The following is a 12,396-nucleotide window of genomic DNA, read 5'->3' on the forward strand; positions in this document are numbered from 1 at the left end:
GGGATCATTAAACCACTACATCCCCCCAGGCACGTTTTGTTAGGGCAAGATTAGTGTCAGGTGCTCGGGCGTATTGGTTGATATCGGAGACAAATTCAGCAACGCCGCTGCGCACGTGCAAACCCATCGTGGGCGCATCACTATCGTTGAAAGTAATGGCAATCATTTGGTCTTCACCGTAGCTTACTCGAGGATCGAGGCGTACACGATATTGGTTAACATACGTGTCGGCAGGTGAGTCAATGACAGACTCCACACCAGTAAAGGCGATTTGTGGTATTTGGAGTTTATCTTCAAGCTGCAGAGCGCGGGTCAGATACCAAGAACGAGGAATAGTGGCTTCGGTTCGATAGCCCATCTGACGAAGGGCATCAGCTAGCAATTGATTGGCCTCTGTATCGTTGGGAACGACTTTGACTAAGTATCCACCCAGTTCTGCTGCCCAGGCAAACTCCTGGTTGGCTAGAACTTCTCTTAGCTCCAGTTTTACTGCATCGACACCACCAAAGCCTTCAACAATCTTGCCTGCTTGCACATCAGGTGCGACACGATTTAAGTTCTCCGCGTCGCGCCCAAACCACCCCATAGCATATTGGTAAATGTATTTCGGGTAGTAGGAAAACTCGCCATAGCTCATCTGATTGTGTGGCAACTCAGCGAGATCCTTGGGTAGTTGTACCCAGTAGCGCAGCTCTTCAGGAGTTTTACCGAGCAAAATACCCCGTAGCGTTTGATCGTACAGGTACATGATGGCATCGTAGTAGCCATTCAATGCGGTTTGAATCTCTTCCTTGCCACTGATGTGCATAGTGTGAGTGTTTATCAAATGTTCTGGCTCTAGACTGCGAATAAATTGAATACCTGCCGCCCACTCGGTAGGGTCACGGTACACAGAGCCTCGGAGCGTATAAAAGTTAGGGAACGTTGGCCATAGGTGATTATTGAGTACAGTTTGTGACTCAGGAAGATAGACAATGACTTGATCATTGCTGTCACTGTCAAAGTCAGTAAAGAACACCATTTCAATGTCATCAATGACCATAGTTTGGCCATGTTCAACGGGTGTATTTACCGGAACAAAGCCTTTGGTTCGGCCAAGCGGTGACGGCGCTTGGCCATCAGGCCCTAGTTCTGGAAGCAGAGCAGAGAACTGTTCCAATGTGCGAGCGTAGAGTGAAGGTGCTAACTCTGGGATTGCAGCACCGAGCCCACTACTTTGGGTGATATTTTTATTCAGGTCTGGATGGCCGATTACTTTTAGGTCATCACCATACTTTGCTTTGATTACTTCGGTACCAAATGCATAGTGTGAATGACTATAAATGACCGTTTTAATTGGTTTATCACTGATGTTGTTTCGAACCAATTCGATGACTTCTAGCGCTTCTTCTACATCATCCCCGGTATCAAATAAAATGAGCTCATTTGGACCTTCGATCACCGCCTTGTAGCCAAAGTGGTATCCGACAATAGCCCAAACTCCAGGTGTTACTTCCTTGATGTATGCCTCTGATGGCTGGGTTTTAGCAACACTATCTAACAAGGAAGCATTGACTATTGCTCCATTCGGATATTGGCTCAATGTGATTTCGGCGCCGCTATAAACCGCTTGTGGTTGAGTAAAGTTTGCAGCATGCACTACACCAATGGGGGCGATTAAACTCACACCGACAATAAAGTATTTAGTTAGTGATTTTGAATTTATGTTCACAGATGACTCCTGAGGTAATCTCTATTGTTAAGGGAGGCCTTCTGCGACTCATCAAGAGCGGTGCTCTTGTTTGTGAACGCACAGAAGGACTTTATTGATTGCTAGATTAATCCTCAAAGAAAAGCATATCGATGAATTAGAGAAATTCATCGATGCATCAAATTTATGCTCCATCTTTTCTGGTTGCTGCAGTTTTGGCAGGAAACACAGTACTATTCTTTATTTCGTATTTATACTCGTAACTGAAGTCAGGGAAGGGGTAATTGTTGGTGTCATGCCACTGACTGATGGTCTGTTCCGCTTTCTCCTTGAGTTCACTATCTGTTGCCGCGAGTTTACCAGCAAGCTGATATTGGTTGGAGAAAGCGAGCTGAGCCCCAACCGCGTCAATTTGCTGCGTAACTAGGAAGAGAATATCTTCTTGTATCGATAAGAACTCTTCGTTGTCTCTGCAGCGGATGTAGCACACTAGGTTGATAAGTAGGGCAAATTCACCTACGCCACAGAATCTCACACGTATTGGTTCTTCTTCTGTTTCTGGATGCTGAAGAAGCAGTCGTCGAATACTAACAATAAGAACTTTAAGCTGTGACTGACTGAGCTCGGGGCGCACTCGTAATGTATGCTCCATACGCCGTTTATCGCGTCGTTCTAAGTTATCAATCTCCATGTTGGCAAATTCTGAGTTGGGGATGGTAATTAGGGAGCGCTCTAATGTGCGTATGCGAGTCGAGCGTAGGCCGATGCTTTCTATGGTTCCTAATTTGTCACCGTAGCGACATAACTCACCAATCTTTATTCCACCATCAGCGTAGAGCGTTAGACCGTTAATGACATTTTCAAGTACAGGTCGAATAGCTAAAGCGACAGCCAAACCACCCACACCAATACCCGCTAAAAGTGGTGAGATAGAAAATCCCATATACTCGATGACGTAAATACCCAATATGACAATGGTGAGTCCACCAAATATACGCGATAAGACGGTAATTAGGGATGAATCAACATTCTTCCCATTATGTTTGTTGTATGCATAGAGGGCGGCAAAGTATTTAAACAGTGCCATGATTAGCCATGAGGTGAAGTAGAACTGGGCTAAAAAGAAACACGTTGTTAGAAACTGATAGAACCCACCTGTTAACCATATACCTTGATCAATAACTTGGCGGGTAATAAATAGAATGAAGCCACAGCTGACGAGTGAAATCAGTTTTCCCACCTTCCACTTAATGTTCTTTTGCTCCCAATGTTGGTTCCACTTCCTACCGAGATAGATACTTAACTTCAGTGCGGTGAAACAAATAATGAGTACAGAGAACACAGCGACCCATTGCCACAAGGGGATCGGGCCGTAAAGTTGATGAGCAGAGTAAGGTAAACGCTCTATGAATGCCTTTGAAAGCAAAGGGCCTGGTGAGTGTATGAAGCTTTGATAATAGTTTGGCCTATCAGGCAAAGCGTAGGTGATAGGCTCCATGATTCGATACCAACGTGGTAACTGTTGTATCGTGATAGGTGAAAATACATATTGGCCCGCACGCTCTCCAGAATCGATTTTAATCAATGAGATATCGGTATTTTTGAAGCGCCAGTATTCATTACTAGTATCGTCAGGAAGTTGATCGAAAACATCTTCGTTAAATCTGTCTAGCACCTCTCTTAGTAATAAGATCCGCTCCATGACAACAACTTGTCGTGTTCGATTAGGCACCATAGACAAGTCCATTGTACGTATGACTTGAGCCAGAGCACGATCAGCCTCGTTGGTTCTTAACTTTTCCTGTTGCCAGTAGTTAATTAATTCGTTGGACGCGGAGAGAAAGCTTTCAACAGTGGCTTTGGGCGAAGCTGTGTTGGCAAGTTCAGGGTGCTTGTGTGCAAAAGCCTGATTACTCCCAATAAGCAACAGTAATATCAAGATCCAAACTAGTCGTGGTGAAAGGGACATAACGTGTTCCTGCTAGTGACGTTCAAAACCCAAAAACTGGAGCAGGAAGGTCTGCTCCAGTTAGCGCAAGGCTATTAAGTTACTTTAGGTGATTTTCGAAAAAGCGCGAGAGCTCTGCCATCGCATCATCTGACTCAGGGAAGTCATGGATTAATCCCTGAATGTAGTCACCATGTGATTGACCGTCATAGATGTGGAGTTCTGCATCGACATTGTTAGCTCGCAAAGTACGGTGCATTCGGACTGTGTCACTGAGCAGTAGATCTCGTGTACCTGAAATTAAGATAGTAGGTGGAAAGTCATGGACATCACCATAGACTGGCGATAGCAGTGGGTTATCTAGGGGCGTTTCACCGGCGTAGACATCAAAGGCCGCCTCAATAAGTCCATCACGAGAGCCTAATGGATCTAGGCCTTGTAACGTAATCCATGAATCCGACGTCTCTTTTAGGTCAGTGGCCGGTGTGCCAGCAAACAGAGCGCCTGGCAGTGGTAGCTCGAGCTCTTTGAGTTTGAGTGTTGTTGCTAGTGTGAGGTTTCCTCCAGCACTAGTACCAAAGATAGCGGTCTTTTCTGCAGGTTGAGTTTTCATGAGTTCCTTCCATACCGCAACCGCATCATCGATAGCTGCAGGGAAAGGGTGCTCTGGTGGTTGACGGTAATTGACAGAAATGACCTTAGCATTTAGCCCGTCAGCCATCCAAATGGCTTCGCGTAAAGCTGCATCGTCGCCACCGAATACAAATGCACCACCATGAATGTGCACTAGCCAGCGATCTTGATATTGAGAGTCAACATTTTTAGGGGTTACAAAGTAGGTATCAACGCCAGCAAAAGATTTTCTTTCGTAGTTAACACCAAGTCTTTCTGCCGCTTCAATAGCGACTTTAGCTTGTGGCGCATCAAACATTTCACGGGCAGTAAGCCATTCTTCTGTTGTAGAGGGCGTCGGAATGCCCATTGAATACACTTTCTGATCCACAATGGCGGCAAAACTACTGGAGACGCCAGCTGGTGTTGGAACTTGGCGCTTTTCCATAGTGACACTTGCAACAGCAGATGCGGTCATTAGTCCAGCAAGAGATAGGGTAGTAACGGTTTTTGTGACGTATCTTTTCATCATGTTCCACTCAATATAGTTTGTTTGATTTGTTGAGTGTTATTTTTCACATTAATTGGTGTTCTGGCGACGAATTAGAGAAATTCAGTTTTGCCTTTGATCTCAATCCAAAAGAGAATTTCTCAAATTCGTCCAACTTCAACGTGAGGTCTGATATAACAAACCTATCTTTTATCACAGAGATTATTCAATGAAGTATCTAGCCCTTATATTAACGTTTAGTAGCTATCTCGTATTCTTCTTCTTCCTTGCTACTCGTATGACGAGTTGATGTAACTCTAGTGAAAGGTGTGAGTCTTATGGAAGTAAAAAGGGTGGATTCAAGCTTTAGTTATTAAAAAATAAAGATTTTTAATTTTTGAGTGGAACTTTTATGATTGTCGCACTTACTGTCTGAAATCAGGTATTTCTATTGTATGAGTGACGGATCACACCCTCAGCATACAACTGGTTGACACTCGTTAATTGGCGTAAATTTGATGCCGCGTTCAGAGCGAACTCACTGTTCAAACTTCAAGTTACTATTTAACCTTTTGGATCAACTCAGTTCGTCGATAGGAATTATAGAAATTCATATACAAATTTTGTGACAAACCAAATATGAATTTCTCAAAACCATAGTGAAAAGCAATAAAGAAACTAATATGGCTCGACAACCAACAGTTGGGTTTATCGATAGAATCTAAAGCGCCATCGATATCCTTTCGAAACCCTTAGGTTCAACTCTTACGTAAAGAATTACGGTGTTTATTTAACAAATAGACTCGGCGCTATTTATTTACTAATCAATAAGATGTAACCAACATGAAGTTAAAGCGTTCAACCGCACCCATAAATTATTCAGCTAAATGGAAAGTCATCGTTCTTGCACTGTCTGTCGCACTGATGCTGCTCAGCGCCCTACCTTCTGCATTTGGCGAACGTGAAGCTTTACACATTTCAAACCATACGCACTCGGCACGTCCAGATAACATCTATCGCTATTTAGTGGATAACGATATCGATGTTCACAGCGTTCATGAAGCAAACGATATGTTTGTCGTGACCTTTTCTTCAAGTGGGCAGCAAGCTCCAGCACAAACATTAATGTCTGAGTTTATTCAACCATCGGAGACCGTTGCCCTCACACTCGAACCTGCCGCGCCTTCTTGGCTAACCTCGCTTGGTTTTCAGCCGATCAAATTAGGGTTAGATCTTCGTGGTGGCGTTCAGTTTCTCTTAGACGTCGACCTCACCCCCGTTTTTAATGCTCACGCACAATCGGTGATCGACGATCTTCGCCAGGAATTTCGTGTACGCGCTAGTGTAGAAAGCGGTGAAGTGAATATTACTCAATATAACGAAGCACAATTGGGGGATATTCGAGCTCACTTAAGAACACAGCATCCTAATTGGACTCTGAGTCAATCGAGGGAGCGCTTAGTAATCTCAATGAATGAGGAGGAAAGGCGTTCAATTCGAACTCTCACCGTGACACAAAACCTTCAAACCATGCGAGGCCGTATCGAAGAGTTAGGGATCACGGAAGCCGTCGTTCAGCGCCAAGGTGAAAATCGAATTCGTATCGAACTACCGGGCGTCCAAGATCCAACTTCAGCAAAAAACATTATCGGCGCCACGGCATCATTAGCGTTCTATCATGTGGAACCGAATGCCAGCGCACGAACGAAAGTCGTCAATGACCAAGATGGTCGGCCTGTCCTTCTTCATAGAAACAGCATCTTAGGAGGCGAACATATTATTGATGCTCGTGCCAGCCTAGGAGAAATGGGCACACCTGAAGTTAATATTACGCTTAATAGCACGGGTGGACGACTGATGACTAATCACTCGCGCAGTAATATCGGCAATCCAATGGCGACTCTGTACAGCGAATACAGCCAGTCAGAGACAGGGCATTCCATTGAACAAAGCGAAGTCATCAGTGTTGCAACAATTCAGTCTACGCTGGGTAATCGCTTTCGAATCACTGGCGTAGGCTCGATGCAAGATGCGCAAGAACTTGCTCTTCTATTGAGAGCTGGCTCGCTGACAGCTCCAGTCACCATCGTTGAAGAAAGAACAATAGGGCCAACGCTAGGCGCTGAAAACGTCAAAAATGGGTTTGCGGCACTCGCCTTGGGGCTGGGTTTTACTTTGCTGTTCATCGCCTGTTGGTATCGACGCCTTGGTTGGGTTGCGAACACGGCACTGACGATCAACTTAGTGTGCCTGTTTGGTCTGTTAGCGCTCATTCCAGGAGCAGTGCTCACGCTTCCCGGCATCGCAGGGTTAGTACTCACCGTGGGGATGGCAGTCGACACCAACGTACTTATCTTTGAGCGCATCAAAGACAAAATGCGAGAAGGCAGAAACTTTGCTCAAGCCATAGACAGAGGTTTCGATAGTGCATTCTCTTCGATTTTTGATGCCAACCTCACCACCATGATCGTCGCCATTGCTTTATATGCAATCGGTAACGGTCCGATTCAAGGCTTTGCTATCACACTGGGGTTAGGACTATTAACTAGCTTGTTTACCGGCGTATTTGCGTCTCGAATTCTTATCAACTATTTGTGGGGAAGAGACACCTCACACGAGGTGAAGCTGTAATGACCAAATCAATTAACGTCACCAAAATACGTCAATTGATGACGATAATATCTCTGATTCTATTGACACTTTCCATTACTTCTATCGTCGCAAGGGGATTCAATTGGGGTCTCGATTTTACGGGAGGTGTAGTCGCCGATATTCAAACAAACCCGAGCGTATCTCAAGTTGTGCTCAAATCTCATCTCGACTCTGCATTGAGCCAAGACGTACAACTAACTGCTGCAGGCAGCGAGGGGTATTGGCAGCTACGTTTCAATGATACAGACATAGATTTGCACGAATCATTAAACCAAGCACTATTACCCCTAGACAGCAGTTTTCATATTGCCAACAGTAGCGTGATTGGCCCTCAGGTTGGATTGGAAATGGTCGAACAAGGCGGCTTGGCAATTTTGGCTTGTTTCGTTCTGACCTTACTGTATTTGAGCTACCGATTTGAGTGGCGATTAGCGCTAGGTTCTGTTGCGGCGTTGGTTTATGACATTGTCATTGTGCTAGGACTATTTGCGATGACTCACATCGAATTCAACCTGACCGTTTTAGCTGCGTTATTGGCAGTCATGGGCTACTCCCTAAATGACTCGATCATCATTTCAGACAGAATCCGTGAGGTATTTCGTGCGAAGCCAGACGGTGATACCGATACCCTTCTCGACCAGTCCATAGTGTCAACCTTATCACGAACACTAGTCACATCAGGCACCACCTTAGTCACAGTCTCTTCATTGTGGTTATTAGGAGGGAGTGCGCTAGAAGGGTTTGCCATTGCATTGTGCGTCGGTATTTTCAGTGGAACATGGTCCTCTATCTCCATCGGTACGCTATTGCCAACTCGTGTGGGTTTAAAACCAATCCACTATAAACAGGAAGAAACTGAACCACTTCAACACATTCCTTAGATTTTGCTTACTTAGAACGCGATTAGGCAAGAGTTAGTCGTCTGATAGCAACAAAGAATTTCTCTAATTCATGGGCTAAATCACCTATTCACTTTAAGTTAGCAACTTGATTAAACGCATAGCTTTGCGCCTATCGCCTGATAGGTAAAAGCTTAAACATCTAATTTGAAACGAACTGCGTGCTGCAGAGTTAATTGCAATATTCACCCAATTAACTCTCGTTAAAGAACATTAGCGAGCCTTCGGTAACTCAATAAAGGCTCAACGTACTCAAACAAGAATACAAACTGCCACTTGGCATTGTTGCCGTTCTATTTTTCAAATTGTTCGGCGATAACTTACTCACTGGGGCTTATCTCAGTCCGCCTACATCATTCTGGTGTTTGATTAAAACACTTTCAGGGTACTTGTATTGTCAGCAAGAACCCATGTTAACTTGGAGTTCCCATGCAAGAGATTATATCGGCGATTTGGATGCAAGATTTTGATGCTTTGCTTGAATTGAACTCACTGCACGTTTTATTGCTTTTACTGGGCGTCGTGCTTTTTCTCGAGTCGAGTTTTGTTTTTTTACCGCTGCCAGGAGACGGTTTAGTGTTGTTTATTGGAGGTATGGTGGGTTTGGGTGCGATTGATTTTTCAAGCGCCCTACTGCTGCTGACCAGCGCTGCATTTTTAGGCAGTATTGTTGCGTACCTTCAAGGGCGTTGGCTGCACAATACTCAATTCATGCGTAAAGCTGAACAAACACTTCCAGCGGGATCGCTACCCAAAGCCAAAAATCTGTTAAACCAATTTGGATTTTTATCCCTGTTCATTTCTCGTTTTGTTCCATTCGTTCGCGTATTGACCCCAATGCTGATGGGCGTTGCACAACTCAGTTTTATAAGGACGCTTGTCGTCAGCTTCACCAGTTCGATTATGTGGGTCTTCAGTTTGTTGCTGCTAGGAAAGTGGGTCATGCGACACCCATTCGTCTCTCAATACCAAGAATTCATTACAAAATGGTTTTTGATGGGCAGTTTGGTTTTGATGATCGTTGCATTTATCGCAATTTTCATGCGACTTGCAACCAAAAAACGACAACTAAAAATACCCTATTAGACAACGCTGCAACCATATTCTCACTCATTGTCAAAGGTTTCATATATGACATCAATTAACTTAGCTTTTTCGTCAGAAAGTGTGGAAAAGTTGTATTTGGAAATACTAGCATGCCTTACTCCTAGAAAGGCGAAGCAGCTTAACAAAGCAATACTCGGGGCGGAGAATTCCGAACTGCCTTTAGTATTAAGAAACCTCTCTTACCCACAACGTATCGCTACATGGACTCTACTAAACGAAGTGAACCCAAACCTTGCAGCTAGCTTGCTCGAGCACTTGTCAGATCCTGAGCTTTTATGGCTGTTCAGCCAGTTACCTGAAACCACGAGCCTTAAGTTGTTTCAATACTTGCATTCCGCTGACCGTCGATTACTACTAAACGAACTACCCACTGAACTAACAAAACAGCTCAAACAGGCGCTGCCAACAATATGGGAAGATGAAGAACGGGCGGCCTTAAAATACCGACAAGACAACGCAGGAGGAATTTGCAGGAGTGAAACTCTTAAACTACCTTCAGATGCCACCGTCGACAGCTTGAGCGCTAGATTAAGTAATGAAGAACACGGTTTGGATCGACTAGAGTGGCGCTATGTATACTTACACGACACAGAAGGCCGTTATTTAGGCGGACTTAAAATACGATTAAAAGCACACTAGATAAAACGCTGCACCCCGTCATACCTGTCGTTGACGAACAAGGTTTTCAAATTGGCATTGTCGGCTAGAAACATCTTAATGAAGCTCTATATTTACGTTCTAAGCAGCAGATGCTTGAACAATCTGGTGTATTCGGGGGAGATGAATCCCGCACCATGCTAGTGCTTAAACGTAACCTACGTCGACTCACCTTTTTAATGCCTTCAGTTGCGTTAAGTTATGCTGCGATTTCAATCATTGCTATGTACGAACCCATCATAGAGCAAATCGCTGTCTTAGCGGCGGTGTTACCACTTGTCGCCAACCTTTCCGGAGCCGCGGGGAATCAATCCGTAACCGTATCTATTCGCGAGTTATCTTTGGGACAAATCTCAACCAAAGACCTTCTGTATGTGGTAGCAAAAGAGATCCCTATTGGCGCCCTCGTACTTCTTGACCATTCCTTCACTATACGGGCCAGGTTCGATAGCGGTTATCATCAGTTTGGCCGCTCAAATTGCAACGTATGAGAATCACACTAGCATGGCGAGTGTCTATGGAGGTGTTGTGACAGTACTTGCTGTTGTTGCAATGATAGCGACGCTCACTTTAACCATGGCTTACCCTTTTATAATTCACCTTCGGCAAAAACAGTAGCGCAACTTCCTAACAGGCTAACCGGATAGAACGCCACCGTCTTTTAGTTTCTCAATTTTTTGGATTAAATAAAGACTCTTTACAGGGGATACGCCTATAGTTTATGACACGTCATTAAATAAGCCCGCATTAAGCGGGCTGAAAGTATGTTAGAAACCAATTCGGTATGACATGGTAGAAAGATGATCCCCTCTGTCATATTGATACGTATAAACCAAACTCTGATTGTTATTGATTGTATAGCCTACATCCGCAATCAAATCCCAATTTCTAAAACTTGATCGACGACCATTTTCTTCCTGTAGATCATTGAAGCTAAATGTGTATTCAGGTGTAACACTCAACCAAATATTATTACTTGTATTGTAGACCATATTTAGCGATAACTGAGTATAGTAAGCGGTGTTCAACATTGATTGATGTTCAAACGAACCTAAAGCTAGCTCTGGAACCAGACGAATATCTTTATTAAGCGGCACGTTTACGTGCACACCAAGCTCGCCTGTGTTCGATCGGATGTTTCTATTATCAAAGTTTGAATCATAGTTATACCCTAAAAAATAGCCTACCCCAGTGTGATGAATGACATTAAGTCTTAAATCGTGATTTCCAAAATTATCATCACTATGATAGGTACCTAATAGATTCCAGCTGTTGTTAACTTGACTGGTAAATTGAGCGTTGACGTCAAAATCCTTACTACCATAACCGACAGAAAGACCATTATACGACGCATAAGGATTTGAGAAGTCGATATTTTTATTCGCTAAAACTGAAGTAGAAGATAGAGTGGTTAAAATTGCTGCGATAGTGACTACTTTTTTCATTGAGACTCTCTATATTAATCAATATTTCATTCATCCATGAAACAGTAATAAATCCAAATTTTTATGTCGCTGGAATAACACTACTGTATGTTTTTCGATGACGCTTGACGAGGAATTAGAGAAATTCAAATTTGTTCGCAACTCATACCCAATTATGAATTTCTCTAATTCCTATTTCATCTTCACGACACTACTTACAATCAAATCTCTAATATGAGGATTGAACATGAAATATTTACCTGCCTGTATGATATTCGCAAGTTACTTAGCCTTCTTTTTCTTTTTTGTTACTAGACTCAATAGTTAAATAAACAACATCAAGGGTTTTGTTTTTCTGTTAGCTGTTTTTGTCATGAAGTTTAGACTTAAACAACGATGATTAATTAATGATCGTTGCTTAGTTTTATTGAACTCCAACGACGTTGCCTTCAAATAGTGATAACATCCCCCCATCAGAATTACAGAGACTCTCTATGTTTATCCATCATGTTAACGGTATCGACTGGCTGGTGATCACCGCTTTTGAAGAATTCAAAACCATGTTTATTGAAGATGCGGGGGCTATCCCCTCTTACTTCTCTACGACCAGCGAATTGAGCCTGATCGATCAAGCTAAGCGCACTTATGGGTATCTGCCCTCACTCGACGGCATAGTAACGGATACCGGTACGTTGCAAAGACCAAACAATGAAGAAGATTTGAACCCACAGCTTGCCTGTTTGGTTGAAGGGCGTGGTCGAGTGTTTATCTATCATGGCGGCTTTGTGGCGTTTGTGGATGATGAAAAGACCTTTATTACTCGTTTGGATTGAAAAGCGGTCATTCGGTCTGCAAGTCAGTTTTGTAACAATCTTCACTTCTCTTCGATTGTCACTGCGCTTCTTCACCGCTATGCT

General features: G+C 43.6%; 10 protein-coding genes. 6 read left to right on the plus strand and 4 right to left on the minus strand.

All coding sequences use genetic code 11. The features are described from left to right. Positions 1 to 7: 7 nt before the first annotated feature. From PG915_RS17175 to PG915_RS17185, 3 genes are all read right to left on the minus strand, one after another. Positions 8 to 1,711, minus strand: a complete 1,704-nt coding sequence (locus PG915_RS17175; RefSeq protein ID WP_353499644.1) for an alkyl/aryl-sulfatase — start codon at positions 1,709 to 1,711, stop codon at positions 8 to 10. A 163-nt stretch (positions 1,712 to 1,874) separates the two neighbouring features. Further along, the gene (locus tag PG915_RS17180; RefSeq protein ID WP_353499645.1) at positions 1,875 to 3,659 is read right to left on the minus strand and encodes a mechanosensitive ion channel family protein; all 1,785 of its coding nucleotides are present in this window, start codon (positions 3,657 to 3,659) and stop codon (positions 1,875 to 1,877) included. Positions 3,660 to 3,738: 79 nt separating this feature from the next. After that, positions 3,739 to 4,782 (minus strand): alpha/beta hydrolase, encoded by a 1,044-nt coding sequence (locus PG915_RS17185; RefSeq protein ID WP_353499646.1) that lies wholly within the window; start codon positions 4,780 to 4,782, stop codon positions 3,739 to 3,741. An 801-nt stretch (positions 4,783 to 5,583) separates the two neighbouring features. Between PG915_RS17185 and secD the strand changes: the two genes are divergently transcribed. The 5 genes from secD to PG915_RS17210 all read left to right on the plus strand — a co-directional run bounded on the left by secD (position 5,584) and on the right by PG915_RS17210 (position 10,546). Then, on the plus strand, positions 5,584 to 7,371 hold the full coding sequence (secD, locus tag PG915_RS17190; RefSeq protein ID WP_353499647.1) for a protein translocase subunit SecD: 1,788 nt from the start codon (positions 5,584 to 5,586) through the stop codon (positions 7,369 to 7,371). Continuing rightward, positions 7,371 to 8,273 carry a protein translocase subunit SecF gene (gene secF, locus PG915_RS17195; protein WP_353499648.1) on the plus strand — a complete coding sequence of 301 codons (903 nt, stop codon included), beginning with the start codon at positions 7,371 to 7,373 and terminating at the stop codon, positions 8,271 to 8,273. The genes secD and secF overlap by 1 nt, the downstream gene beginning before the upstream one ends. A 447-nt stretch (positions 8,274 to 8,720) precedes the next feature. Further along, a complete protein-coding gene (locus tag PG915_RS17200; RefSeq protein ID WP_353499649.1) occupies positions 8,721 to 9,377 on the plus strand; it encodes a DedA family protein in 657 nt (218 codons plus the stop codon). A 45-nt stretch (positions 9,378 to 9,422) separates the two neighbouring features. Further along, a complete protein-coding gene (locus tag PG915_RS17205) occupies positions 9,423 to 10,037 on the plus strand; it encodes a magnesium transporter MgtE N-terminal domain-containing protein (RefSeq protein WP_353499650.1) in 615 nt (204 codons plus the stop codon). A 110-nt stretch (positions 10,038 to 10,147) separates the two neighbouring features. Further along, on the plus strand, positions 10,148 to 10,546 hold the full coding sequence (locus PG915_RS17210; RefSeq protein WP_353499651.1) for a magnesium transporter: 399 nt from the start codon (positions 10,148 to 10,150) through the stop codon (positions 10,544 to 10,546). A 276-nt stretch (positions 10,547 to 10,822) separates the two neighbouring features. Here PG915_RS17210 and PG915_RS17215 read toward each other — a convergent pair whose 3' ends face one another. Further along, a complete protein-coding gene (locus PG915_RS17215; RefSeq protein ID WP_353499652.1) occupies positions 10,823 to 11,500 on the minus strand; it encodes a hypothetical protein in 678 nt (225 codons plus the stop codon). A gap of 473 nt (positions 11,501 to 11,973) precedes the next feature. Here PG915_RS17215 and PG915_RS17220 point away from each other — a divergent pair, with 473 nt between their 5' ends. Then, positions 11,974 to 12,312 carry a cytosolic protein gene (locus tag PG915_RS17220; protein ID WP_353499653.1) on the plus strand — a complete coding sequence of 113 codons (339 nt, stop codon included), beginning with the start codon at positions 11,974 to 11,976 and terminating at the stop codon, positions 12,310 to 12,312. The last annotated feature ends 84 nt before the right edge of the window (positions 12,313 to 12,396 follow it).

Origin of the sequence: Vibrio sp. CB1-14, from assembly GCF_040412085.2 — a bacterium.
In the GTDB taxonomy this organism is placed as follows: domain Bacteria; phylum Pseudomonadota; class Gammaproteobacteria; order Enterobacterales; family Vibrionaceae; genus Vibrio; species Vibrio chaetopteri.

Excerpts from the sequence above, each read along its gene's own strand:
- PG915_RS17220 (WP_353499653.1), top strand. The coding sequence starts at position 11,974 with ATGTTTATCCATCATGTTAACGGTATCGACTGGCTGGTGATCACCGCT.
- PG915_RS17205 (WP_353499650.1), top strand. The coding sequence starts at position 9,423 with ATGACATCAATTAACTTAGCTTTTTCGTCAGAAAGTGTGGAAAAGTTG.
- PG915_RS17185 (WP_353499646.1), bottom strand. The coding sequence starts at position 4,782 with ATGATGAAAAGATACGTCACAAAAACCGTTACTACCCTATCTCTTGCT.
- PG915_RS17200 (WP_353499649.1), top strand. The coding sequence starts at position 8,721 with ATGCAAGAGATTATATCGGCGATTTGGATGCAAGATTTTGATGCTTTG.
- PG915_RS17180 (WP_353499645.1), bottom strand. The coding sequence starts at position 3,659 with ATGTCCCTTTCACCACGACTAGTTTGGATCTTGATATTACTGTTGCTT.
- PG915_RS17210 (WP_353499651.1), top strand. The coding sequence starts at position 10,148 with ATGCTTGAACAATCTGGTGTATTCGGGGGAGATGAATCCCGCACCATG.
- secD (WP_353499647.1), top strand. The coding sequence starts at position 5,584 with ATGAAGTTAAAGCGTTCAACCGCACCCATAAATTATTCAGCTAAATGG.
- PG915_RS17215 (WP_353499652.1), bottom strand. The coding sequence starts at position 11,500 with ATGAAAAAAGTAGTCACTATCGCAGCAATTTTAACCACTCTATCTTCT.
- secF (WP_353499648.1), top strand. The coding sequence starts at position 7,371 with ATGACCAAATCAATTAACGTCACCAAAATACGTCAATTGATGACGATA.